Here is a 24150-nt window from a genome sequence, read left to right on the forward strand (position 1 = left end):
CGCAACTTATCATTCGCTTGCTTTTTTTTGAATTGGTTTCATTCCTAATCTGCTGCCGTCATATCCGGCTCGCTCTCGCACTTTGTTGCACCAATCCTGATGAGACAAGTACCAATTCACTGTCTCCGCTAACCCTTGCTCAACATTATGGCGTGCGCTCCAGCCAAGTTCCGAACTGATGCGGCCTGGGTCAATCGCGTAGCGGCGGTCGTGGCCAGGTCGGTCGGTCACCGGCGTAATTAAATCTGCATGGGGAGCTGATGCTGGGCAGCTCTGATCCAACTGCTGGCAGATGGCGTGAACGACTTCTTTGTTGGTGCGTTCACCGTGACCACCCACGCAGTAACTGCGGCCAGATTCACCCTTGCAGGCGGCCAGAAGTAGCGCGTCCACGTGGTCTTCCACGTACAACCAATCCCGCACATTCAGTCCATCCCCATAGAGAGGAATCGACTCTCCTCCGGCCGCCTTCAAGGTGACCACAGGAATGAGCTTTTCTGGGAACTGCCAGGGGCCGTAGTTGTTCGAGCAGTTGGTGAGCACCACGGGCAGGCCGAACGTGTGGTGCCAGGCCTGAACCAGGTGATCGCTCGCCGCCTTGCTGGCGGAGTAGGGGCTGCGGGGGTCGTAGGGCGTTGTTTCTGAGAAGCGTCCCTCAGCGCCAAGTGAGCCGAAGACCTCGTCTGTGCTGATGTGGTGCATCCGGAAGGCCTCCCGTCGTTCTCCACTCAATCCTTCGTAGTGCCCCCGCACTGCCTGCAGCAGGTTGTAGGTCCCGGTGACATTGCTCTCAATGAACACGCCAGGTCCTGAGATCGAGCGATCCACATGGCTTTCGGCTGCCAGGTGCATCACCAAATCCGGGTCGGCCTCTCGCACCGCAGCCTCAACAGCAACTGCATCGGTCAGATCCACCTGTTGAAGTCTGTGCCGATCTTTCGCCGCGTCGCCCAGCTCGCTGAGCACCTCCTCAATCGATGCCAGGTCGCTGGCGTAGCCCATCTTGTCGAGATTGAAAACTGTCACCGTGCTCTCCCTCAGGAGCCTGCGGACCACGGCGCCTCCGATGAAGCCGGCACCTCCCGTCACCAGAACTCTGCGGCGATCTCCCAGCAGGTCAGCGGCGGAAGGCATGGACGAAACCATTGGTCAGGGAGTGGGTGGGGGCGTTGTGAGGAAAGGGGGGACGTTGAACTCAGTGGAGCTTCATGGGGTTCTGGCCTGCTGCAATACATCCCTGAGGGCGAGCTGCCAGTGCTGTCCGCTGAGTTGCAGGGCTGCTCTGGTGCTCGTGCTGTCCAGAAGCGAATAGGCCGGACGCTCTGCTGGGGTGGGATAGTCCGCTGTTGTGATCGGTTGAACCTCTGCGGGCGTGTCGATCAGCCCTAACTCAGCTCCGATCCGGCCCACCGCTACCGCAACGTCGTACCAGCTGGCAGCGCCGGCATCACTCCAGTGCATGACAGCCGGTAGCTGGCTCTCTCCAGCGATCTGGAGGGTTCTCCAACAGGCCTGAGCCAGGGTCAGGGTGCTGGTGGGACAGCCCACCTGATCGGCCACGACACCCAGTTGATCCCGCTCGCGGTGAAGGCGCAGCATGGTGAGGGCGAAGTTCTTGCCAACGGGCCCGATCACCCAGCTGGTGCGGAGGATCAAGCCCCGTCCGCTCGTTCCGAAAACGCTTTGCACCGCTGCTTCTCCGGCTGCTTTGCTGGCGCCGTAAACCCCGAGAGGGTCGCGGGCCTGCATGGGTTGATAGGGCCTTCCTTGGGTTCCATTGAAGACAAAGTCGGTGCTGATCTGAAGCAGGCGGCCCCCCTGTTGATCCAGAGCGCGGGCGAAGGCTTCCGGTGCCCCGGCATTCACGGCATGGGCCAGGTCGGATTCCGATTCGGCTTTGTCCACGGCCGTGTATGCACCTGCATTAAGCACCCAGTCAGGCTGATACTGCTCAACGGCCGTACGGCAGGCTTCAGGGTCAGCCAGGTCGAGATCCTGACGGCTGGTGGCCACCAGCTCGAGTCCATTGGGCACGGAGGCGATCAGGGCCTGGCCAAGCTGTCCGCCAGCTCCGGTGAGCAGAACCTTCATGGGAAAACGTCTCCCGCGGTTTCAGCGGCTTTGAACCCCGGCGCTTCGGCATCTTTGCCAGAGAGGCTCACCTCTCCGCCCTCCAGGCGATCGATCGGCCAGGCAATGGCCAGATCCGCGTCGTTCCAGACGATGGCCCGTTCACAAGCTTTGTTCCAGAAACCCCTTGCCTTGTACTGCACTTCAGCAATGCTGCTGAGGGTGAGAAAGCCGTGGGCGAAGCCTTCGGGAATCCAAAGTTGGCATTTGTTTTCGGCACTCAGTTCGGCACCCACCCAAGCGCCGTAGGTGGGCGAGTTGCGCCGGATGTCGACGGCTACGTCGTAGATCGTTCCAACAGTGGCTCGTACAACCTTGGCTTGGGGTTCCGGTGTGAGCTGGTAGTGCAGCCCCCTAAGCACTCCCTGGATCGAGCGGGAGTGATTGTCTTGCGAGAAAACCACTGTTTCGCCAACAGCCTCATCGAATGAGCGTCGGTTCCAGCTTTCGAAGAACCAGCCACGGTCATCACCGAAGCATCTGGGAGTCATTAGTAGTGGTCCCTCCACAGTCTGGCCATTGGTGGTTTTGAGTTCTTCAAACTGCATGGTTCACCTCCAGGCTGGACTTCAGAGCAGTGTGATCGCTCAAATTCTCCTCAAGTATCTGGAGCAGATATGAGCCATATCCACTCTTCTTCAAGGGCTGAGCCAGCTGATTCAGCTGTTCCGCTGTGATCCAGCCCTGGCGCCAGGCCACCTCCTCCGGGCACCCCACCTTGAGCCCCTGACGGTTTTCCAGGGTGCGGATGTAGCTGCCTGCATCGTTGAGGGAGTCGCAGGTGCCGGTGTCGAGCCAGGCCATGCCACGGCCCATAAGCTCCACCCGCAGCAGCTCTTCGTCCAGATACATCTGATTGAGATCGGTGATCTCCAGCTCGCCGCGCGCGGAAGGCTTCACCTGGCGGGCTCGTTCCACCACGGTGTCGTCGTAGAAGTACAACCCCGTTACGGCGTAGCGGCTCTTGGGCTGTTGAGGTTTTTCCTCCAGGCTCAGCACGCGGCCATCGGCATCGAACTCGGCCACGCCATAACGCTCTGGATCTCTGACGGGGTAGGCAAAGACCGTCGCCCCTTGGGCTTGCGCGTTGCTGTTTACCAGCTGTGGCACCAGATCGTTTCCATGGAAGAGGTTGTCCCCTAACACCAGAGCAGCGGGGTGGCCCGCCAGGAAGTCGGCACCAATCAGAAACGCCTGGGCCAATCCGTCCGGGCTTGGTTGCACGGCGTACTCGATCGTCATGCCCCAGCGGCTGCCATCGCCGAGCAAGCGCTGGAAAGACTCCCTGTCGTGGGGGGTGGTGATGATCAGCACCTCGCGAATCCCCGCCAGCATCAAGGTGCTGAGCGGGTAATAAATCATCGGCTTGTCGTAAACCGGCAACAGCTGTTTGCTGACGGCCTGGGTGATCGGATGCAGCCGCGAGCCACTTCCGCCAGCCAGGATGATTCCCCGTCGCTTGGATGCGGTGCTCATCAGCTGGCTCACCGGCGTGAAGTCGGCGCCATTACAGCACGAGACCCCTTGCAATCACTTCCGTTCCCTCGACGGCGAAGCCGTTCCAGCAGCCGCTGCAATCCTGGTTTGGGCCACAGTTGTCGTTGGATGCTGGCCGCCAGCTGAGGGTTGCGTTGGCCGATCACATCGGGCCAGGTGTCGACGGGTTGTCGCGTCGGGTTGTCCCGCAGAAGGCTCACCTTGAGGAAGGGGAAGGCGCGTTGCTCAATCAAGCGCTTCCAGTCGTAGTGCAGAACATTGCCGTTGGCGTTGTGGGTGTAGAGGCTCTCGAGCCTCAGCCCCGCTGCCTGTAGCTGCACCGGCAGGCCGACTTCGCAATGTTTGACCAGGTCACGTTTGCGGGGCCAGATCTGCAACGTCTCCCAGAAACGGCCAAAGGCTGGGCACTGCAGTGCCTTGGGTTTGTAAGCAGTGAAGGCTGACGACAGATGGGGTTCGTACATCAGATCGTCCGTCAGCCCAATAACGTCCGCTGAACTGGCATGCAGGCGTTGGAATAGGTCGTCGAGGGGAGTAACCGGTCCCCAGAAGCTGTCGTTGGTAAGCACCAGGAATGCTGCCTGCTCAATGTCCTGCCGATGCAGGTTCAGTGCTGTTTTCCAGCTGCCGAAGTCATACCCCTGGTTGCGTCGAATAACGATGGCTGCACAGCGTTGGCGCAGCCGATGAAGCGTTCTCGGGTGCCACCGCAACCCGCTGGCCGAAGACACAACGATCACATCGGCGAAGCGTCGGTACTCATCAATCAGTGGGAAGAGGTCGTCCCGAAACCGGTTATTGCTTGAAAAATGCGCCAGCAGAACGATTGGTCGTTGGCGGCTGGGCTGGAAGTTTGAATTCCTCCAGTGCATCAGCACGGCATCAGCAACCGGCCCTTTCGATCGCGGCGCTGTCTCCCTGGGTTGGTAGCGATTGCTGTGGGGGTGAATGCCCTGACTGATGAGGGGATCACCTTCGGCGAACAACCTGGCGTGCTTGGCCCTCAGGTGACCGGACTCCCTTTGATGCCGGGCTAGAGCGGTGCCTTCGCGGTCTTTGCCGCGACTGATCGATTCGTGATGAACGATCTCCACAAAGGGGGTCACGGCGACCGAACCACCGCTCTGCCTGAGGCGCAGGCAGAGATCCACATCGTTAAATACAACGGCGAGATCTTCATCGAACCCTTGGATGCGATCGAAATCGCTGCAGCGGAGCATCAGGCAGGCCCCTGTCGCTGCGGTGAACTCCTCCTGCACCAGCAAGGGGGTGAGCGTGGCCAGCACAGGGGCACTGTTCAGGTGTTTTCCGGGCTCAACCACACAGCGCCGTTCCCCCTTTATCGCGGCGACCCCTTGATGCTGGATGCTCCCGTCGGGGTAGTGCAGCCTCGCCCCCACGGCAGTGGTGCCTCGGTACGCGAACGGGTCCAGCAGGGCCTGAAGCACCTCAGCTGATCGGAATTCGATGTCGTTGTTCAGCAGCAACAAATGGCTGCCACGGGCATGGCGTCGGCCGATGTTGTTGAGACGCGAATAGTTGAACGGTTCGTCCACCCGCACCACGCACACGTCGTCGAGCTGCGCCTGTTCGTCCAGCCAGGCCTGGGTGGCGGATTCCTCACTGCCGTTGTCGATCAGGATCAGCTCATAGGCCACAGCTCCGGCGCAGCGGCGCAGGGAGGCGACGCAGCTTTGTGTGAGGTCGACCCGGTCGCGAAACGGGATCAGAACCGACACCAGAACGGTGGTTTCGGTGCGGAGTTGCAGCTGATGGCAGGCGCTCAGCGAATCAACGGGAGTGAGCTGCCCACCGGGCACCAGAAAGCTTGGGCTGTGTCGCTGGGTGATCGCCAGGATCTCAGCGCTGAGCTCAGGGGGCCAGCAATGGCGGTCGGCCGGCGAGGCCACGTCGGGCACGGTCGGGTTCGCCCGAATCGATCGCTGCAGCAACACCTCTGAACAGTGGGCGACGGCGTCCCCGCGTTCGCAAACCTGCAGCGCCAGATCCAGGAGCAGGGCGTGCTGCGAGCCGGTGGACGCCAGCAGCGTCAGTTGTTGCAGCGTTGACCAGCGGATTGTCACCAGGCCGCCTAGGCATCCCCTGCAGAGCAGACGAAACGGTGTAATTGCGGTTCTGTTCTGGCGGTTCCCCGCCGGAATCCCTGGGTCGTCGCTCCAGCGCAGCGTTTCATCACTGGTTAGCAAGACCGCTGCAGGGTGTTTCATCGCACACTGCGCCATGCGCAGGGCCGCCTGGGGATCCAGCTGATCACTGGCATGGCAGAAGCTGACCAGGGTTTCGCTATCGAGGATTGGCTCGCTCATCCAACCGGAAGGATCCTCCAGAGAGGCGTGGCGGATCTGGCCCCACCCCTGCCCTGGCTGGATGTGGTCGGCCTCGACCTCCGCTTGTGTTTGGTGGAGAACCACCAGCATCGAGGCCGCTGAGGGAATGAACTCGCTTGGTGCTGGGTCTGGAGCGGGGGGCTGGTACCGATCGAGATCCTTGCCAAGGGGCAGTCCTCGCTGGAAGCGTTGACGGCCGATGCCGCCCAGGTGCTCCAGGGCGCTGAGGCCGTCCTGACATGCCCCTGGTCTCAGCCCATCCCGGTAGGCCTGGAGGTGAACCGGCGGCAGATCAGTGAACAGGCTGCGGTGGCCGAGGGCGATGTCGCGCAGGCGGCCGCTGGAAAGCAGTTGGTTGGCGTGCGTGAGATCCCTGTGGGATGCCAACAGATCGACCGGATCCAGCCCGCTGTCTTCGGGGGACCAATGGATCGGGTCGCGCAATAGGGCGATGGGCAGTAGAGACGGATCCAGCAGCTCTTGCGGGAGCTGGGGCAGCTGCTGGTGGAGCTGTTGCTGCCAACGCTCGATCTCTTCGGCGTTGGCGAGGCCAGACCGCCAGCGCTCCCAGGCATTGGCATCAAGCGTGTTGTCCTTGCCGCTTGAAGGCGCCACGCCCTGACCGTCGGAGCGTCCAGTCAAGCGGACGCGGCAAGGGCGTCGATCTGCTGATTGAGCAGGTCCCTGGCCTGGGCGGGTGTGGGGGCCCGCATCAGGTCATGACGCAGTCGCGATGCCCCGGGGAAGCCCGTGCAGGTCCAGCCCATATGTTTTCTCGCGATCAACAGCCCATGGTCGCCGCGATCCTTCACAAGATCGTCCAATTGATCCCGAGCCAGCGCAAGCCGTGCCGTCGGGTTGGGCGTAGAGGGGATGGCACGACCGGTCAGCGCGGCATCGATCTGTCCCACCAGCCAGGGGGACCCCATGGTCCCTCGGCCCACCATCACGCCGGCTGCGCCGGTTTGATTCAGGCAGCGCAGCGCATCCTCGGGAGTGTTGATGTCGCCATTTGCGATCAGGGGGATCGTGAGGGCCTCACGGACCTGGGTGATGGCGCTCCAGTCGGCAGGGCCTTTGAAGCCCTGTTCGCGGGTGCGTCCATGCAGCGTGAGCAGTTGAGCTCCTCCACGTTCCAGTTGCTGGCACCACCGCACGGGATCAGCATCACCTCCGCACCATCCCAGGCGCGTCTTCACGGTGACGGGCAATGCCACGGCATCCGCCACCGCTTCCACGATCCGGATCGCCAGTTCGGGATCACGGATCAATCCGGAACCACCCCCCTTGCGAGCGATCTTCCGAACGGGACATCCCATGTTGATGTCGATCAGGAAGGCTCCACTGGCTTCGGCCCGCCGTGCCGCATCGGCCATGGCCTGGGGGCGATGGTCGAACAGTTGCACGCCGATGGGTCCGGACTCGTCGGCCAGTGACTCCACCTTGCAGCGCCCATGCCCCATTTCGAGGCTGGTGGCATTCACCATTTCGGTGAAGAGCAGGGCGTCAGGAGCCCATCGTCGAACCAAGCCACGAAACACCCGGTCGCTCACCCCCGCAAGCGGCGATTGCAGAACACGGCACCGCAGCTGACGTGCGATTCCATTGCCGGGAAGCTGCAGGGGGGATGAAGCAATCATGGGTCCATGCTGCACAACGCAATCGACATGCCCTGGCCGCTGAGTCGTTCGTTGCTCTTGCAGATCCTGGAGGACCGCTGCAGTGATCGCTTTGTCTGCGAAAGGGTTTGGGAACGCTTGGGATACCGGCCCAATGAACTCCAATGGTGCGCCGGTCCAGACACGCCAACGGATTGGGCGGATGCCTTCCCCTTGGCTCCCGAGTTGATCGCCGAGCGGCCGGCATCGGTTCGTTTGACCCGATCGATTCCCAAGGAATACAAGCAGCTGCTGAAGCAGCAGCTCAACTTTGCGGGCTACCGGATCGGTGAGCTTTTCCCCCGACGGACCCGTCGTGCCACGGCGGTGAACTGGCTCTTGGCCTGGCTGGCACAGCAAGGGGAGCTCCTGCCGGAACAGGGGCCTTTAGGGCCAGAGCTTCCGGCTCCAGCCGATCCGGTGCAGGGGCACCCCGGCGATCTGCCGGTGGGGTGATTCAGGCCTGAATGGTGATCGGCGTGCCCTTCGGCGTGTTGTGGAACAACCAGCGGGCGTGGGTCATGGGCATGCGCACACAGCCATGGCTGCGGGGGACGCCGAAGGGTTGCCCGGCGTTCTCCTGCCAGGGCGCTGCATGGAGGCAGATGGCCTCGTTGGCACTGACGCACATCGTGTAAGGCACGCCCGGAACGGTGTAGGTGCGTCCGTACATCGTGGTGGAGCGGTACTTCGTGAAGACCTTGCTGTTGAAGGTCGGTGTTGGCGTTGAAGCCTTGCCGGTGCTGACGGGGATCACGCGGACGACTTCCTGTTGGCTGTTGTAAACCGTCAGGCGCTGGTCGGAGAGGTCGACCACAAGGCTGGCGACGAGCTCGAGCATGGCGAGGGAACACACTTCACCCGCCCTAGCTGTCTCAGCTGAGACTCATTTGTCTCGCCCGGAAAGAATTTCGGTTTTGCTCGCGATGGGCACCAGGCTCATCGGCACTAAAGGCGTCTCTGTAGGGTGAATGATTGGCCTGAACAGACCCTTGGCGCGTCCCGTCGTCGCAATCATCGGACGCCCCAATGTCGGTAAGTCGACCCTTGTGAACCGGCTGTGCCGCAGCCGAGAAGCCATCGTTCACGATGAGCCCGGCGTGACGCGTGATCGCACCTATCAGGACGGCTATTGGGGTGATCGGGAATTCAAGGTCGTCGACACCGGCGGACTGGTGTTTGATGACGACAGTGAATTTCTGCCTGAGATCCGGGAGCAGGCGGCTCTTGCTCTCGAGGAAGCCAGTGTGGCCTTGGTGATCGTGGATGGTCAGCAGGGACTAACGGCCGCTGACGAATCCATCGCTGAATTTCTGCGCAGTCATCGCTGTCCCACGCTTCTCGCGGTGAACAAGTGTGAGTCGCCTGAACAGGGCCTGGCCATGGCCGGCGAATTTTGGAGTCTTGGGCTTGGTGAGCCCCATCCGATTTCGGCCATCCACGGGGCCGGAACCGGTGAACTCCTTGATCAGGTGCTCACGTTTCTCCCGCCGAAGGATCAAGAGGGGGAGGAGGAGGAACCGATTCAGATGGCCATCATCGGCCGGCCGAATGTCGGGAAATCCAGTCTTCTCAATGCCATCTGTGGAGAGCAGAGGGCCATCGTCAGTCCGATTCGCGGCACCACGCGCGACACGATCGACACCAGCATCATCCGGGAGCAACGCCCCTGGCGTCTGGTGGACACAGCGGGCATCCGCCGGCGGCGCAGTGTGAATTACGGGCCGGAGTTTTTCGGGATCAACCGAAGTTTCAAGGCGATCGAACGCAGCGATGTCTGCGTGCTGGTGATTGATGCCATGGATGGCGTGACCGAGCAGGATCAGCGCCTGGCGGGCCGCATTGAAGAGGACGGACGAGCCTGTGTGGTGGTTGTCAACAAATGGGACGCCGTCGAGAAGGACAGCCACACCATGACGGCGATGGAAAAAGAGCTGCGCTCCAAGCTGTACTTCCTCGATTGGGCTCCGATGTTGTTCACATCGGCACTCACCGGCCAACGGGTGGACAGCATCTTCGCTCTGGCCGCCTTGGCGGTTGAACAGCATCGTCGCCGTGTTAGCACCTCCGTTGTGAATGAGGTGCTGAAGGAAGCACTCAGCTGGCGTAGTCCGCCCACCACCCGAGGGGGGCGTCAAGGAAAGTTGTATTACGGCACGCAGGTCGCAAGTCGACCCCCCAGCTTCACCCTGTTCGTCAACGACCCCAAACTTTTCGGGGAGACCTATCGGCGCTATGTCGAGCGCCAGATCCGCGAGGGCCTCGGCTTCGATGGAAGTCCGTTGCGTCTGTTCTGGCGCGGCAAGCAACAGCGCGACGCTGAACGCGATCTGGCCCGTCAACAGAGCCGTAAAGGCTGAGTCATGGACTGGTTACGTCAGGTCCCGATGGGCCAATACGTCGATGGCTCCAGTGGTTGGCTCAGGCGGTTGGACCCTCGACTGAAGCTGGCCTGGTCCCTCGTCTTTCTGCTCACACCTGTTTTGGCCGGCCCCTTGTGGCGCGTCGCTCTTGTGGTTGCTCTGGTGGTGATCACCCTGGCCAGTGGTCTGGCCCGGTCGCTGTGGTGGCGGTCTGTTCTTCTGCTGACGGCGTTGGCGCTTGTGGTGGGCCTGTTGTCGATGCTGTTGCCTGCTGTTGATCCCCCTGCGGCTTTCCCCCTTCGTAATCCGGCCGAGCTTCCTGGGCTCGAGACGGAAGGACCCTCCTGGGATCTGCTGCGCCTAGGCCCCCTGCAGTTGGGTGGTCTCAAGCTGGGTCCTCTGGTGGTGGACCGCGCCTCTGCAGTGCTGGGGCTGCGGACGTCGACCTTGATCTTCACGGTGATTCACAGCGTCAATTTGATGTTGATCACAACCCCTCCGGAGGATCTGGTCTGGGCTCTCAGTTGGTGTCTGACTCCTTTGAAGTGGCTGGGGTGTCCTGTGGAGCGGCTGGGGTTTCAACTGTTGTTGGCCCTTCGTTTTCTGCCTCTCGTTCAGGAAGAGCTCCAGAATCTGCTGCGATCTCTTGCCAGTCGTGCCGTCAATCTGCGCCAGCTGGGTTTCAAGGCCGGCTTCGGCTTGGTGCTGGCCGTGGGAGAGAGGCTGTTGGCCAACATCCTTCTAAGAGCTGAGCAGGGAGCGGATGCACTGGTGGCCCGTGGGGGTCGGATTCTTGGCCCTTCGTATTTCCGCATGCCTCCTGAACGTCCTGCTCACCTGCTGAATGGCCTGGCGATGACATTGCTCTTGTTGGTGATCGGGCTCAGGGGTCAGTACGGTGCTCTATGACCTCTGATCAAGGCTGATCACGGCATGGCGTCCGAGCGATATCTGAATCACCCCACCTTCGGGATGCTCTATCGGGTAGCTCCGGCTGGTGAGGGGCGTGACGTTTACGCCACGTTGTATGCCCAGAGAATGTTCTTCCTGGTCACCTTGCAGCCCCGTGGCGCCCAGTTCGAAGTGATCCCCTACGGCGACGCACGTCACCACGCTGAGGTGCATCTGGGCCGGTGCCGGCGGGACCGGTCAGAGGACCTGAACTCCTGGACTCAGCTATTCGATCAGACGTTCATCTGAACTCTTGACGGATTCATTCGCTGCGCGTTGGCAGGCGCTCCAAGTTGACCGCCCCTCCTCCGCCAGGCTTCTGGCGGTTAGCAAGGGCCACCCGGCATCGGCCGTCCGTTCCGTGGCAGAGCTCGGTCAGTTTGATTTCGGGGAAAGTCGTGTTCAGGAGGCGCTGCCTAAGCAGAAGGAGCTGATCGATCTGCAGCTGCGCTGGCATTTCATCGGCCGCCTCCAGAGCAACAAAGTGCGGCCCGTGGTGAAGGCCTTCGATTTCATCCACTCCGTCGATTCTTTGCTGCTCGCTGAACGGGTGTCGCGCATTGCTGTGGAGGAGGCCCGGCAGCCCGATGTGATGCTTCAGGTCAAACTGCGCCCAGATCCCAGTAAAGGGGGGCTGTCTGCCGATGAACTCTGCGCTATCTGGTCAGACCTGCAAGCTCTGCCGGGGTTGCGGATCTCGGGCCTGATGACCATGGCGCCATTCGACATGGCCGCGAAGCAGCGCAAAGAGTTGTTTTCCGACTGCCGTTCCCTGGCGGATCGGTTCGACTTGGCGGAGTGTTCGATGGGGATGAGTAGCGACTGGAAAGAGGCTGCGGAGGCGGGCAGCACCTGGCTCAGGGTTGGCTCGGCACTGTTCGGCCCGAGATTGGTGTCAACAGACTCTGCTAATTGACTTGCCCCGCACCGGCGAAAACGGTATCCAGGGACATGGTTTTCGAACCACATTCAGACCGAGAGGAATCCCAAGGTGTCGCTGATCTCCCGTCTCCGTGCTGTCGTCGCTGGCGATGACTATCTCGATGGCGAATTGGATGATTTCGCTTACGAAGATGAGCAAGACGACCAGGACCAGCGCGCCATGCAGGCTGATGGTGGTGCACTGGCAACCATTGGTGATACCAACCCATTTGATCTCGGTAGTGACCTGCCTGGATCCAATGTGATCGGGATGCCGGGCATCAGCACTGCGTCTGCTGAGGTGAATGTGATGGAACCTCGCAGTTTCGATGAAATGCCTCGGGCCATCCAGGCCCTGCGAGAACGCAAGACGGTCATTCTCAACCTCACGATGATGGAGCCCGACCAGGCGCAGCGTGCCGTTGACTTCGTTGCTGGTGGCACCTTCGCGATTGATGGTCATCAGGAGCGCGTCGGAGAGAGCATCTTCCTGTTCGCCCCAAGTTGCGTCACCGTCACCAACACGGGCCAGGACGAGGCCTCGGCCCCCACGGTTGTGAGCCGTGAGGCCGATGTGGCAGATGCTGGGGAATCCTCCAGCGCTCCTTCGCCCGCTTGGGGAGCCGCCGCTCTCTGAATTCTCCTGTGCAGCCAGCTTTCGGTGTAATCGGTCTGGGCCGCATGGCTCAGGCCCTTGTGCTTCCACTTCTGGAGAGTGGTCGGATTCCGGCTCACCAGCTGTTGGCCGTTGTTGGGGGGAGCGGCTCCTTGGAGCAACGCCGCTTGGAGTTGCCGGCTGGCATCGGACTGGTTTCTGCTGACGATCCTTCAGCTCCCAAGGTTTGGACCGCACCGGTCCAGTTGCTTGCGGTGAAGCCGCAGCAATTGGATTCCGTTGCTGCAGCAGCTCCACCCGTCACGGATCGGCCGCTGCTCATTTCTGTTTTGGCGGGAGTGTCTCTGGCTCGCTTGCAGCATCTGTTTCCTGGCCACTGCTGTGTGAGGGCGGTGCCCAATACCCCTGCGCTGGTGGGAGCCGGTTTGACGGCTTTGGCCTGGGGTGAAGGGATCGCTCCAGCGCAACGGGATCAGGTGCAGCAGCTATTCGCCGATGTGGGCGAAGTGCTTGAGCTGGCTGAAGCCAAGCTTGATGCCTTCTTGGCGTTGACTTCCTCGGGTCCAGCCTTTGTGGCTTTGGTGGCTGAGGCCATGGCTGATGGAGCGGTGGCTGCCGGTCTGCCAAGGGATCTGGCGTTGCGGCTGAGCCACCGAACCCTGGCTGGAACGGCTGAACTGCTGGATCGTCGCGATTTGCACCCTGCCCAGCTCAAGGACATGGTCACTTCACCGGCGGGAACGACGATTGCTGGCGTTCGTGCCTTGGAACGTATCGGTCTGCGCTCCGCCTTGATCGAAGCTGTCATCGCAGCCGCGGAACGCAGTCGGGAGCTGGCTTAGGGCAACACATCAGGCCATCCCTGACGAATGAGCAGTAGTGAGAAGTAGGGGCGTGGTTCGGCATCAACGGCATCCGCTGAACAGATGCGTTGTTCCGGCCAACCGACTCGCTCGGCGAACAGTGCTTGATCCAGCAGCGAGCGTTGCTTCAGCAGGGGTTGCACCCAACTCCAGCGTCGCCCCAGTTTCAGCAGGGCGAGCACCTGCCCTGTGGTGGCGGCGGTGTCCAGAACCACCCCCAGCTCTTCAGGGGTGTCGGGGCAGGGGCGCACCAGCAATTGATCCTGCTGCAGGGCGAGGGGCCAGAGGCCGGCAGCGGCCGCGGCGGAGCACGAGGTGATACCGGGAATCACCGTGACGGGACAGTTGGGCCACTCCTGGAGAATGGCCAGCAGGACATAGCTGCAGCTCGCAAACAGAGACGCATCGCCTTCACACAGCAGCGCAACTCGCTGGCCAGAACGGACGATGTTTTGCAGCTGTTGCGCCGCCGTCTCCCAGGCGGCTCGACGTGGCTCGGCGGCCTCCACCATCGGGAATAACAGCGGCAGGCACTGATGGTCGCTGCGGATCCAATCGGTGGCGATGCGGGCGGCCATGCTGTCGGCTCCCGGTCGTCCGACCGGGTAGGCCACCACCTGCGCTTGGCGGATGGCCTCAACGGCGGCGAGGGTCAGCAGAGATGGATCGCCCGGGCCGACTCCCACCAGCGTGAGACCCCCAGTCATGGTGGGATCGATGATGGTCAGCAGTCGATGCGCCCGGGGTCCAGACGATGAGTCGTCTCAGCATCTTTCCAGACGAAACAGCACAAAATGACCCGAATGGGCTTCTACCCGAGCTGGAGAGCGGTGATCCAGCGGTGATTCAGGCGGAACTTCAGCGCCGGGGCATCGGTTTTGAGCAATGGCCCGCCGATCAGCCCCTTCCTGAGGGTGCTGATCAAGCCTCCATCCTTGAGGTTTATGCCGCAGCCATTGCCCGGGTTCAGCGCGATGGCGGCTACGCCACGGTCGATGCGATTCGGATGACCCCGGATCACCCCGATCGCGAGACTCTGCGTTGCAAGTTTCTTGAGGAGCACACCCATGCTGAAGACGAGGTGCGCTTTTTTGTGGAAGGGTGCGGCTTGTTTGTGTTGCACATCGGTTCTGAGGTGCTCAGCGTGCTCTGTGAACAGGGCGACCTGATTCGTGTTCCGGCAGGGACCCGTCATTGGTTTGATATGGGCCAGCGCCCCCGGTTCTGTGCCGTGCGTTGGTTCAATAATCCTGAGGGATGGGTGGCTCAGTACAGCGGCAGCACCATCGCCCAGCGTTTTCCCAGGCTTGACTGAGTGAGCTTTCCAGGCAGGTTGATGCACTTCCCCCGATCTCTCGCTGGGCTGCTCTTGGGTCTGCCCCTGGCGTCAGTGATGGCTGTCGCCGGAGTGATGGCTGATGCCGCAGAGGATGCTCCCCTGGCACCAGAGGTTCAACGGCGGGTCGCCGTGGTGGTGCTGGCCCGCAGAATTCGAAGTTATGCCGCCATGGCCAAGGCCAGCAGCGATTGCCTCGTGGAGAAGGGACGTCTTCGACGCAGCCAAGCCAACCAAGCGCTGGTCAACACGCTGGAGGAGCTGGGCATCAGCCGGGGTGTGCTGACCAACCCCCTGGTGGAGGCCGTGAGCCCACGCCTTCAGCTCTTGCTTGATGACAGCTGTGCCTTGGATCCCAAGAGGGAGGCTGAAGCGCTGCAGCTCGCTGGAAACGAACTCTGAGCTCTTCTCGTGGCGGGTCTCAGAAGGGGACGGTGAGACGGCTGGCTTTTATTTCCTCAGCGAATAAAAACCGCCCATAGGGTTCCGGCCTCCTTGCCTGGCTGCTGTGGTCGTTCGATCTTGTCTCGCCTTGAATCTGCTGGCGCTGTTATCGGTGCCATGTTCTGCGGCTGAGATGGATCTGGCCTCTGCATCCACTTCCCCATCCACTCCCCCATCCACTGGTGAGTCGGTTCTGGTGCTGAACCGCACCATGCGATCGCTCACACACACTCGAGATCCCATCTGGAGTCTTCGTCTTGAAACCCCTGGCGAGCCTGTGCAGCACTTTGATGCCGTCAGCGGTCGAGCCCACCGTCAGAACGCCGATCGTCATCGGTCCGGCACCCGTGCGCCGCTTCCTGCCGGTCGTTACAGCCTCGGGCCGGTGGAAGCCCTGGGTCCCGCTGATCCGAGCGAGCTCGGGCCGATCTGGATCGGGATTGAACCGGAGTTTCCAACAGGGCGAGGACATTTGGGCATTCATCTCGATCCCAGCGCCAACCGCAATGCCAACAGCGGCACGCTGGGCTGTGTGGGGTTGATTCGCTGGGAGGACATGCAGGCCCTGGCGGGCCTTGTGCAGCGCCGTAACGTCCGAACATTGGTGGTGAGTGAGTGAATGTTCTCGGATTGGGGCTTCAGTTGGGGTGGCTGGTTGGACAACCGCCGCGGTGAGTGGTGGCTTCTGGCTCAGCTGCTGCTGATCACGGCCCATCTGCTCCCTGTCTGGCCTTCCCCGGCCAGCTTCGGTCTGCTGATCTGGCCCTTGCCCTTGTTTGGGCTTGGCTTGCTGTTCCTGGCTTTGGGTCTGTTTCGGGTCATCGAGGCCCTTCGTTCTCTTGGGGCCAGCCTCTCGCCGCTGCCGGCGCCCAAGCTGTCGAATCAACTGATTGCTACTGGGGCTTACACCATCTGTCGGCATCCTCTGTACCGGGCCCTGTTGCTTTGTTCAGCAGGTGTTGTGCTGGCCACCGGCAGCTTGCTGCATCTGTTGCTCTTGTTCAGTTTGGCGGTGGTGCTGCGGGGTAAAGCCCGCTTTGAGGAGGAGGGTTTAAGGGCGGTGCATCCGAATTACACCCAATACGCCGCGGTCACTCCGGCGATTGTCGGCTGGATGCCGGGTCTCGACTGGCGCTGATCGACAAGTTCAGGCGGCGACTCTGCTGCGCAGCATCAGATCTGAATAAAGCTGTTCGAGGGCATCGATGTTGCGCGAAATCGTGTATCTCTCCAGCGCGCGGATGCGGGCTTGCCGGCCCAGTTCCGCTGTCAGCACCGGCTGGTCTCTGATCACTGGGAGCAGGGTGCGCAACTGGGTGGTGACTCCTTGCGTGCTCAACACGATCCCCGCTCCTTGCTCCAAGACCTCGCCATCGGCACCAGCATCGGTGGCAACGCAGGCTGTTCCGGTGGCCATCGCCTCTAGCAGGGCCAGCGACAGGCCTTCGACAAGGCTCGGAAGGATGAAGACCTCAGCGCACTGGAGCAGGGCCACCCGGGTGTCCTGGTCCGGCTCATGGCCCCACCAGAGAATCCGGTCGTCGTTGAACTGGTTCATCAAGCTGTTGCGAAGCGGTCCGTCGCCAACGATCACCAGTCGACACCCCTCTGGGGAGACAAGACGCCAGGCTCGCAGCAGGGCCTCGACGTTCTTCTCCGTCGCCAATCGTCCCATATAAAGCACGATTCGTTCTCGGCCCAGCCGCTGCCGAACCTGTTGATGCATCAGCGAAAGGGTCCCTGGGGCTGTTGGGCACCAGCGGTCGGTGTCAACACCATTCGGGATCACTGTCAGACGATTTCCTGGAACGCCGAGGCGCTCCAGGAAATCCGCCTGAAGCTGCGAGAACACGATGACCCTGTCGTAGCGGGCCAGAGCCGGTGCATACAGCTGGTAGGTGAGCTGTTGGGTTCCCGCCGTCAGATTGCGTAGGCCCGCATCAAAGGGGGGATGAAAGGTGGCGACGAGGGGGACGCCTAGCTGCTGACAGAGCTCCGGCAGACGGAAATCCAGAGGCGAAAGGGTGAGGCTGGCGTGAACCAGGTCAGGCTGCAGCCGTTCGAGTGATTCCCTCAGCTCCCTTTGTGCTCCAGGGGAGGGAATCGTGTAAACCTGCGATTTGACCAGATAGGGCAGGCTGACGTCAGGGTCGTTGGCCAGCAGTGACGTGTTGTCACGCTCAGGGCTGCGCGGGTTGTCGAAATGGATGAAGTGCACCTGATGCCCGCGACGCCGCAGCGCTTCGGTGGTGCTGATCCCGTAGGACACATTCCCGCAGAAGGGAGACTTCTTGCCGAGCCAGGCAATCTGCGCCAAGCGGGTTAGGCCTCTTCATGCGAACCGGCAAGTTAGCAGCGTTGCCACGGTCGTTCGATCAAAGCCGCAACCAGTGCCAATCCAGCCAGCAGCCACAGCACTGGTTGCAGGCCAATGCTGCTCACCAGGGTCCCTGCCAGAACGAGCGGCAGACTCAGGGCAATGTTGATCAAGTTGTTCTGGAGTCCGAACACTCTTCCCCGCTCTGTTTCGGGGGTTTCCTCCTGAATGGTGGTCTGAGCGGGAATCGCTACTAGAGCTGCTCCAATTCCGAGAATGCCGCAGAGGCTCAGGGTGAAGATCAGGGAGCCCTGAAGTTGGCTGAGCAGCACCAACGTCCAGGTAATGGTTCCCAGGCCTGTGGCTGTGAGTCGACGTCGGCTGAACCGATGTCCCAGTTGGGCGATCACGACGGCTCCGATCGCCATTCCCAGCCCACTCATGGCCAGGAGTGCGCCAAACCCCGAGGGGCCCAGGTTGTCGATCAGGGCAGCGAGCTGAAGCGCGAGCACGTAGAGCGCCGCCAACAGGCTGTAGAGCAGCACCAGATGAATCATGGCGCCCCGTACGGAGGGAACCCGTCGCAGCACCTGCAGCCCTTCACCGATCTCTGTCCAAACCGAGGTGTTGGAGGGGGGCTTGGGGGCTTCTTGAAGTTTCAGGCGCGACAGGCTGAGGGCAGCGAGGCCGTAACAAAGAGGAAGCAACAGAAACTCGCCGCCATCGATGCCGAGGGACGCCAGGCTGCTGTGCAGCGTTCGAAGAATTGGTTCCCCCAGGGCGAAGCCCAGGATCGTGGCTCCCATGCTGGTGGCTTGATAGAGGGAGTTGGCGGCCAAGAGGTGTTCCCCAGGCACCACAACGGGAATGGTGGCCTGTTCAGAGGGGGCGAAAAACTGGGTCAGGATCGACTCAAGGAAGGTCATTCCCACCAGCCCCCAGTAGCCCCAGGGAAGCCCGAGCCAAACCGGGCCTGAGAGGAGACAGATCGGTGCGAACACCACGAGAAGGGCTCTCAGGGCATTGCTGGCCACCATCACCCGACGCTTGGGCCAGCGGTCAGCCCAGACCCCAGCCACTGTCCCAAGCACCATGGCGGGGATGGTGTTGGCAACAAAGATGCCTGTGGCAAGCAGGGTGATCACCTGAGTGCGTGTGCTGATGTCCAGGCCGTAATCCGACGCCATCTCCACCAGCACGCCATTGCCCTGCCCCTTCAGCAGCAGGTGTTGATCGATCAGAAAGACCATCAACACGATGTAGAACTTGTCCGCAAGTTGGGAAAAGATCTGGCCCAGCCACAGCTTGCGGAAATCGTTCAGTCGAAGCACGGCTTCCAACCCGCGTTTCCCTTCGGGATTGCTGCCGGTGGGCAGAGCGGGTTCAGGGGTGGACAGGCTGGGTCCGCTCAAGGGGTAACTGCATCGCGGCCATGATGGCTCACGCACCTGCCAGCAGCGTCTCCCGCAGCATCGCCAGGGCTTTGCTCGGGCGGTTGAGATGCGTCCGGCTCCAGATGTCGACCACGCTCAGCAGGCGACGCCACACGGCCGGTGGACCCATCAGGTTGCCGTCACGGCGTCGGGGCAGATCGGCACGGGTCAGCCGCTGCAGCAGCGCTAGTTCGGAGGGATTCAGCTGGATAGCCGCCCCAGGCTGCTCGTCGATGGCAAAGCCGTCCTGCGGTAGCAGGCTGCAGCGCCAGTCCCACTGACCCAGTGGTGGTTCCAGGGGATTGCCCGTTATGCAGCAGGTTTGCAGTGGCAATCCATAACCGCCCAGGGTGAGCAGATGGATGCAGGCCTGGACCGTGCCGGCCAGCACCAGCTCAGGCTCGGCTCGGTGGCTCTCGAGACGTTCCAGGTGCAGTTGCATCGTGGCGAGCAAGCCTTCCACGGGGTCCTGCGCCGCCAGCTGAAGGCATAAATCACACAGAGCCTGCGCCGCAGCCAGGGTTTCAAGCTGTTGTCCGAGACCGGAGAAACTGCGCAGAACCCGCAGTTGACGCACTCGTGCCAGGCCACTGCGTCCTCCTACTTGGAGTTCCAAAAGGGTGAGGGGTGCCGCGGCAGCGAGACTGCTCTTGGGCCGGCGCGCTCCGGGAACGGCGAAGCGGCTGACACCTTCCCCATCACTGAGCAGGCTCAGCAGGCGGTCATGCTCGCCCAGGGGTCCCACCTTGAGGGCGAGTCCTGTGAGGCGTCGTTCTGCCATTTAGGCAGCGGGGCGGCGTTGGGCCTGAAGCAGAGCAGGGGCGCTGCTGGTGCCCAGTAGATCGGCCCCCGCCAACAACAGTTCACCCACATGGCTCAGGCTGTGAATACCACCGGCTGCTTTGATCGCGCAGCGTTTGCGGCTCAGTTGCTTCAACTGACGGATCTGATCGGGATGACACGCCGGACCAAAGCCGTTTCCGGTCTGTAGACCAGCAGCGCCTGCATCAATGGCGGCCTCCACGGCCAGCTCCAGTTGTTCCGTTTCAAGACGTGCCATGTCGAGGATGGTCCGCACAGGAAGCCCCAGGTCGCAGAGAGCCGAGAGCTCTTCGGCAAATGCTCCTGAATCGCCGTTTGCCAAGGCAAGGAAGTCTGGAACGACATCGAGCTCCTGGGCGCCATGGGCGGCGCACCACTCCGCTTCCGCCAGCTTGAGATTGGCTGGAATAGCACCGAACGGGAAGCCAATGGCGGCCACCAGGCGAGGGCCCGAGTCGGTGCCCCCGAGTCGCTCACGCAGCAGCGGCAACTGCCGCGGAGTGGTGCAGATGGCACGCACGCCCTCCTGCACCCCGGAGTCAGAAAGGGCTTGGAGTTGGTCTCGGGGCAGCAACGGGTCCAGGATCGCCTGATCAAGCCTTGGCGGTAGGTCGGGGAGCTCTTGGGCTGGATCAGCCATGGCGGGCCAAGCGGTCAGTCACGAGCCTGAATCACGCCATATCCTCCATGGTTGCGTCGATAGATCACCTGCAGTTGGTCACTGTCCTTCTCGCGGAAGAGATAGAAGTCGTGGTCGATGAGATCCAACTGGCGACGAGCGTCGTCCAGGCTCATCGGTGGCATGGCGAAATATTTCCGTCGGACACCCGGATCCGGCAGTTCCGCCTGTCGCCCCTGCAACAGGGATTCCTCAACCGGGATGTCGTCGTTGACGACATCCGTGCTGGGGGTGTGGCTGGCGCTGTGGCCATGGCTGTGGTGGTGATCGCTGTGGCGTTCCTTCCAGCGGCGCAGCTGGCGGGCGAGTTTGCCAGCGGCCAGATCGATGCTGGCGTAGAGGTTTTCACTGCGTTCCTGGGCCCGGATTACGGTCCCGTTGGCGAAGACCGTCACTTCGGCAGTCTGCTGCGGGACGCGGGGGTTGCGGGCTACCGAGAGATGGACGTCCGCTTCCCGCACAGCACCATCGAAGTGCGCTGTTGCCCGCTCCAGTTTGGTTTGGGTGTAGTCCCGCAATGCAGGCGTGATCTCGAGGTTGCGACCATGGATCAGCAACTTCATGCCTCGCTCCTGTGCCGGTTGTCATCGGCAAGCTAGATACGGCGCACGATTCGGCCCACCCCCAGCGTGCATTTCTTTTCGAGCCCGATCATCCGGTTCGGTTCGATGCGGCTTGGTCAGCGCAACAGCGCTGGCAGAGCAGCCTTTTGGCTGACTCGTTGGCGCCCGAGGCGGTCTGGATTCTTCAGCATGAGCCCTGCTACACCCTCGGCCGCGGCGCGAGTGAGGAGCACCTGCATTTTGACCCTGTCGATCCACCCGCACCCCTTTACCGGATTGATCGGGGCGGTGAGGTCACCCATCACCTTCCCGGTCAGTTGGTGGCCTATCCGGTATTGGACCTTCGGCGGCGCACTCCCGACTTGCACTGGTATTTGCGTCAGCTGGAGCAGGTCGTGCTGGATGTTCTGTCGGAGTTGGGCTTGGAGGGTCAGCGTTTGCCGGGATTGACAGGCCTCTGGTTAGACAACCGCAAAGTCGCCGCCATCGGTGTTGGCTGTCGCCGCTGGATCACCCAGCACGGCCTGGCCCTAAACGTGGATTGCGCGATGCAGGGGTTTGAGCAGGTCACCCCCTGTGGTCTCACCGGTCGTGCTGTGGGAAGGCTGGCGGACTGGTTGCCGGGACTAACGATGGCTGAGGTGCAGCCGCTGCTGCGGCAGGCACTGGCCCATCGCTTCGGTCTGGTCTGGGAGGACGAAGCGAGATAGACCTGAGCTGTTTGAACCCCTGCATCGGATGACGGCCAGCTGGAGCCCGATAGCCCGCGAGATGGATGCTCTGCAACGTCACGCCCATGTTCAGACGTTGCCAAGGGTTGATGCGGTTTGGCCCTGGCTCGCTGACCGCTATGGGGTCATTGCTGCCGTGGATGCGCCCCATGCGGCTCATCCCGAAAGCTTTAATTTCGGCGAACTGGCTGAGCGCATCGCCACCGCCGCCGCTGCATTTCGGCGCCATGGCGTCAAGGAAGGGGATGTGGTGGCTCTCTTTGCTGAGAACAGCCCCCGCTGGCTTGTGGCCGATCAAGGCTTGATGCGTGCCGGCGCCGCTGATGCTGTGCGCGGTGCCTCTGCCCCAGTGGAGGAGCTGCGTTACATCCTTCTGGATTGCCAGGCGACAGCCCTGGTTGTTCAGAACGCAGACGTGTGGCGTCGTCTGGACCTTCCCCCAGAACAACGGGCTCTGTTGCGCTTTGTGCTTCAGCTGGAAGGGGAGCCAGCCGAGGGGACTATCGGCTGGGAAATGTTCCTGTCGTCGGGTGCTGGATGTGATCCCGTTCGCCCGGCTGGGGGGCGAGAGGCCGTCGCAACTGTTTTGTATACCTCCGGGACGACCGGGCAGCCCAAGGGGGTCCCATTGACCCACGCCAACCTGCTGCATCAGATGAGCTCACTGGCTTGCGTGGCCTATCCCGAGCCCGGTGCTCCGGTGCTGAGTGTGCTGCCCATCTGGCATGCCTACGAGCGCAGCGCCAGCTATTACTTTCTCTCCTGCGGTTGTACGCAGACCTACACAACCATCAAGCAACTGAAGAAGGATCTGCCGCGGGTCCGGCCGATTGCGATGGCCACCGTCCCCCGGCTGTGGGAGGCAGTTCAAGCCGGATTTGAGGATGTGCTCAAGACCTTCCCTCCGTCTCGACAGCGCTTGCTTCGGGCGGCGTTGGCCAATAGTGCTGCCCAGCGCAACGCCATGCGAACGGCTCGCAACCTCCTGCTCGATCCGGTTTCAGCCTCCGGACGGTTGCGTGCCTTCGGTTCTGCTGCGCTGCGCTGGCCCATGCATGCTCTGGCTTCGGCCCTGATCTGGCCCAAGCTGCGGCGGCAGCTCAGTGGTGGTCAGCTTGCCTATCCGATCAGCGGTGGCGGTGCCATCGCTCCTCACATCGATGCGTTCTTTGAAGCCGTGGGGATTGAACTGTTGGTGGGTTACGGCCTTACGGAAACCAGCCCTGTGGTGAGTTGTAGGAGGCCTTGGCGCAACATTCGTGGCAGTTCGGGGCTACCCATGCCACAGACCGAATTCCGAATTGTGGATCCCGACAACGGTCAGCCTTTGGGCTTCCGGCAACGGGGTCGGGTAATGGTGCGGGGTCCCCAGGTGATGGCGGGTTATCTCGGGAAGCCTGAGGCCAGCGCCAAAGTTCTTGATGCAGAGGGTTGGTTCGACACCGGTGATCTGGGCATGCTCCTGCCGGATGGTTCCGTGGCACTCACCGGTAGGGCCAAGGACACCATCGTGTTGAGCAGTGGCGAGAACATCGAGCCAGGCCCATTGGAAGAGGCCTTGATGGCCAGCCCCCTCATCGAGCAGGTGATGTTGGTGGGTCAGGACGAACGCCAGCTCGGTGCTTTGATCGTGCCTCGTGCGGAGGCGATCCTTGCCTGGGCGGCAGAAGCCGGAGTGACCGTTGCTCAAGATCTGGGCGGCCAGCCTGGAGAACCGGCCCTGCTCAAACTCTTGATGCGCGAATGCAACAGGTTGCTGAAGCAGAGGGCTGGATCTCGGGGAGATGAGCGCTTGACCGGGGTGGTGCTGGTGAGTCTCTTCAGCATCGAGAACGGACTTTTGACCCAGACCCTGAAGCAGCGTCGTGATCGCATCACCAGCCGCGATCAGCACTTGATCGATGCTCTCTACGGACGTTGAACGCGGCTTAAGACGCTTGTGAGGCGGTCGGTTTACCGGTGATTGACCACACGCGGAAGTGCTGACACGCTTTGGCCGTCTCCCAAGAATCCATGTCCGACGGCACCTCCTTGACGATCAAGCGTCCGATCACCGTCCGAGCCGTGGTGACGCCCACCTGGAAAGAGGAAGCAGAGCGCGAGCTCAGCAGCGGTATTGCGACTGCTGACCAGCAGCTGGCGCAGTTGGAACAGGAGGGTCAGGACGTCGTGGATCAGGTGCGTCGTCAGAGCGCCAATCCGCTGGATCCCCGTGTGCAGGATCAGGTTGCGCAGATTCAACAGCAGGTGGCGGCCAAGCGTGCCGAACTGGAGGAGCAGAAGCGCAACTTGCTTCAGCAGCAGGCCCAGGTCCGTGAACTGGACATGGATCAGATCGTTGAGCAGGGGCAGCTGGAGAGCACATGTGAGCTCAAGGTCGGCGACAACCTGGTTCAGAAGATGCAGGTGGCCATCGTTGTGAAGGACGGCGTTGTTCAGTCGATCGAGGAGGCCTGATCGGCTTCCTTCTGCTGACTC

At 61.8% G+C, this 24150-nt stretch carries 27 protein-coding genes; 14 read left to right on the top strand and 13 right to left on the bottom strand.

What is annotated here, in order from left to right; all coding sequences use genetic code 11:
* Positions 1 to 9: 9 nt before the first annotated feature.
* From rfbB to dusB, 6 genes are read right to left on the bottom strand one after another with little or no spacing between them, the layout of a single operon-like run.
* Positions 10 to 1146, bottom strand: a complete 1137-nt coding sequence (gene rfbB, locus FZZ92_RS00225; RefSeq protein WP_226422298.1) for a dTDP-glucose 4,6-dehydratase — start codon at positions 1144 to 1146, stop codon at positions 10 to 12.
* A gap of 60 nt (positions 1147 to 1206) precedes the next feature.
* Entirely contained in the window at positions 1207 to 2091 is an 885-nt protein-coding gene (gene rfbD / locus FZZ92_RS00230) for a dTDP-4-dehydrorhamnose reductase (RefSeq protein ID WP_226398698.1), read from the bottom strand.
* On the bottom strand, positions 2088 to 2678 hold the full coding sequence (gene rfbC, locus FZZ92_RS00235; RefSeq protein ID WP_226398699.1) for a dTDP-4-dehydrorhamnose 3,5-epimerase: 591 nt from the start codon (positions 2676 to 2678) through the stop codon (positions 2088 to 2090). The genes rfbD and rfbC overlap by 4 nt, the downstream gene beginning before the upstream one ends.
* Positions 2668 to 3606: a glucose-1-phosphate thymidylyltransferase RfbA gene (gene rfbA / locus FZZ92_RS00240; protein WP_226422299.1), complete on the bottom strand. Its 939-nt coding sequence runs from the start codon at positions 3604 to 3606 to the stop codon at positions 2668 to 2670. Before rfbA ends, rfbC begins: the two co-directional genes overlap by 11 nt.
* 8 nt (positions 3607 to 3614) lie before the next feature.
* Entirely contained in the window at positions 3615 to 6617 is a 3003-nt protein-coding gene (locus tag FZZ92_RS00245) for a rhamnan synthesis F family protein (RefSeq protein ID WP_226422300.1), read from the bottom strand.
* Positions 6614 to 7615 (bottom strand): tRNA dihydrouridine synthase DusB, encoded by a 1002-nt coding sequence (gene dusB, locus FZZ92_RS00250; RefSeq protein ID WP_226398702.1) that lies wholly within the window; start codon positions 7613 to 7615, stop codon positions 6614 to 6616. The genes FZZ92_RS00245 and dusB overlap by 4 nt, the downstream gene beginning before the upstream one ends.
* A 6-nt stretch (positions 7616 to 7621) precedes the next feature.
* On the opposite strand from dusB, the gene FZZ92_RS00255 reads away from it, so the two are divergent.
* On the top strand, positions 7622 to 8089 hold the full coding sequence (locus FZZ92_RS00255; protein WP_226422301.1) for a DUF1823 family protein: 468 nt from the start codon (positions 7622 to 7624) through the stop codon (positions 8087 to 8089).
* Position 8090: 1 nt separating this feature from the next.
* Here FZZ92_RS00255 and FZZ92_RS00260 read toward each other — a convergent pair whose 3' ends face one another.
* A complete protein-coding gene (locus FZZ92_RS00260) occupies positions 8091 to 8474 on the bottom strand; it encodes a L,D-transpeptidase (protein ID WP_115022181.1) in 384 nt (127 codons plus the stop codon).
* A 151-nt stretch (positions 8475 to 8625) separates the two neighbouring features.
* Between FZZ92_RS00260 and der the strand changes: the two genes are divergently transcribed.
* The 6 genes from der (at position 8626) to proC (ending at position 13326) form a co-directional block, all read left to right on the top strand.
* Positions 8626 to 9993 (top strand): ribosome biogenesis GTPase Der, encoded by a 1368-nt coding sequence (gene der, locus FZZ92_RS00265; protein ID WP_226398703.1) that lies wholly within the window; start codon positions 8626 to 8628, stop codon positions 9991 to 9993.
* A 3-nt stretch (positions 9994 to 9996) separates the two neighbouring features.
* A complete protein-coding gene (locus FZZ92_RS00270) occupies positions 9997 to 10905 on the top strand; it encodes an energy-coupling factor transporter transmembrane protein EcfT (protein ID WP_226398704.1) in 909 nt (302 codons plus the stop codon).
* A gap of 24 nt (positions 10906 to 10929) precedes the next feature.
* Positions 10930 to 11196 carry a PipX family protein gene (locus FZZ92_RS00275; protein WP_115022177.1) on the top strand — a complete coding sequence of 89 codons (267 nt, stop codon included), beginning with the start codon at positions 10930 to 10932 and terminating at the stop codon, positions 11194 to 11196.
* A 4-nt stretch (positions 11197 to 11200) separates the two neighbouring features.
* Complete coding sequence (locus FZZ92_RS00280) at positions 11201 to 11863, top strand: YggS family pyridoxal phosphate-dependent enzyme (RefSeq protein ID WP_115022175.1); 663 nt, start codon at positions 11201 to 11203, stop codon at positions 11861 to 11863.
* A 75-nt stretch (positions 11864 to 11938) separates the two neighbouring features.
* Positions 11939 to 12505, top strand: a complete 567-nt coding sequence (locus FZZ92_RS00285; protein ID WP_115022174.1) for a cell division protein SepF — start codon at positions 11939 to 11941, stop codon at positions 12503 to 12505.
* A 44-nt stretch (positions 12506 to 12549) separates the two neighbouring features.
* Positions 12550 to 13326 carry a pyrroline-5-carboxylate reductase gene (gene proC / locus FZZ92_RS00290; protein WP_370631237.1) on the top strand — a complete coding sequence of 259 codons (777 nt, stop codon included), beginning with the start codon at positions 12550 to 12552 and terminating at the stop codon, positions 13324 to 13326.
* Here the strand turns inward: proC and cobI are convergent.
* Positions 13323 to 14054, bottom strand: a complete 732-nt coding sequence (gene cobI / locus FZZ92_RS00295; RefSeq protein ID WP_226398707.1) for a precorrin-2 C(20)-methyltransferase — start codon at positions 14052 to 14054, stop codon at positions 13323 to 13325. The genes proC and cobI overlap by 4 nt on opposite strands.
* A 47-nt stretch (positions 14055 to 14101) precedes the next feature.
* Between cobI and FZZ92_RS00300 the strand changes: the two genes are divergently transcribed.
* The 4 genes from FZZ92_RS00300 to FZZ92_RS00315 all read left to right on the top strand — a co-directional run bounded on the left by FZZ92_RS00300 (position 14102) and on the right by FZZ92_RS00315 (position 16265).
* Positions 14102 to 14662, top strand: a complete 561-nt coding sequence (locus FZZ92_RS00300; RefSeq protein WP_226398708.1) for an acireductone dioxygenase — start codon at positions 14102 to 14104, stop codon at positions 14660 to 14662.
* 21 nt (positions 14663 to 14683) lie between these two features.
* Positions 14684 to 15085 carry a hypothetical protein gene (locus FZZ92_RS00305; protein ID WP_226422303.1) on the top strand — a complete coding sequence of 134 codons (402 nt, stop codon included), beginning with the start codon at positions 14684 to 14686 and terminating at the stop codon, positions 15083 to 15085.
* Positions 15086 to 15260: 175 nt separating this feature from the next.
* Positions 15261 to 15746 (top strand): L,D-transpeptidase, encoded by a 486-nt coding sequence (locus FZZ92_RS00310; protein ID WP_115093323.1) that lies wholly within the window; start codon positions 15261 to 15263, stop codon positions 15744 to 15746.
* Positions 15747 to 16265, top strand: a complete 519-nt coding sequence (locus FZZ92_RS00315; protein WP_226422304.1) for an isoprenylcysteine carboxylmethyltransferase family protein — start codon at positions 15747 to 15749, stop codon at positions 16263 to 16265.
* Between the two features lie 9 nt (positions 16266 to 16274).
* Here FZZ92_RS00315 and FZZ92_RS00320 read toward each other — a convergent pair whose 3' ends face one another.
* Genes FZZ92_RS00320 through hpf form a run of 5 tightly spaced genes read right to left on the bottom strand, consistent with a single transcriptional unit; the run spans position 16275 to position 20941 of the window.
* On the bottom strand, positions 16275 to 17444 hold the full coding sequence (locus tag FZZ92_RS00320) for a glycosyltransferase family 4 protein (RefSeq protein WP_226398711.1): 1170 nt from the start codon (positions 17442 to 17444) through the stop codon (positions 16275 to 16277).
* A gap of 32 nt (positions 17445 to 17476) precedes the next feature.
* Positions 17477 to 18856: an MFS transporter gene (locus FZZ92_RS00325; RefSeq protein ID WP_226422305.1), complete on the bottom strand. Its 1380-nt coding sequence runs from the start codon at positions 18854 to 18856 to the stop codon at positions 17477 to 17479.
* Between the two features lie 28 nt (positions 18857 to 18884).
* The gene (gene recO, locus FZZ92_RS00330) at positions 18885 to 19658 is read right to left on the bottom strand and encodes a DNA repair protein RecO (RefSeq protein ID WP_226398713.1); all 774 of its coding nucleotides are present in this window, start codon (positions 19656 to 19658) and stop codon (positions 18885 to 18887) included.
* Positions 19659 to 20339 (bottom strand): 2-deoxyribose-5-phosphate aldolase, encoded by a 681-nt coding sequence (locus FZZ92_RS00335; RefSeq protein WP_226398714.1) that lies wholly within the window; start codon positions 20337 to 20339, stop codon positions 19659 to 19661.
* Between the two features lie 14 nt (positions 20340 to 20353).
* Positions 20354 to 20941 (bottom strand): ribosome hibernation-promoting factor, HPF/YfiA family, encoded by a 588-nt coding sequence (hpf, locus tag FZZ92_RS00340; protein ID WP_226398715.1) that lies wholly within the window; start codon positions 20939 to 20941, stop codon positions 20354 to 20356.
* A gap of 11 nt (positions 20942 to 20952) precedes the next feature.
* Here hpf and lipB point away from each other — a divergent pair, with 11 nt between their 5' ends.
* The 3 genes from lipB to FZZ92_RS00355 all read left to right on the top strand — a co-directional run bounded on the left by lipB (position 20953) and on the right by FZZ92_RS00355 (position 24129).
* Positions 20953 to 21651, top strand: coding sequence for a lipoyl(octanoyl) transferase LipB (gene lipB, locus FZZ92_RS00345; protein ID WP_226398716.1), 699 nt, complete (start codon positions 20953 to 20955; stop codon positions 21649 to 21651).
* A gap of 28 nt (positions 21652 to 21679) precedes the next feature.
* Entirely contained in the window at positions 21680 to 23593 is a 1914-nt protein-coding gene (locus FZZ92_RS00350; protein WP_226422306.1) for an AMP-binding protein, read from the top strand.
* 92 nt (positions 23594 to 23685) lie between these two features.
* Positions 23686 to 24129 carry a YlqD family protein gene (locus tag FZZ92_RS00355; protein WP_115022154.1) on the top strand — a complete coding sequence of 148 codons (444 nt, stop codon included), beginning with the start codon at positions 23686 to 23688 and terminating at the stop codon, positions 24127 to 24129.
* Positions 24130 to 24150 lie beyond the last annotated feature (21 nt).

Origin of the sequence: Synechococcus sp. MU1611 (assembly GCF_020514255.1) — a bacterium.
Lineage (GTDB): Bacteria > Cyanobacteriota > Cyanobacteriia > PCC-6307 > Cyanobiaceae > Parasynechococcus.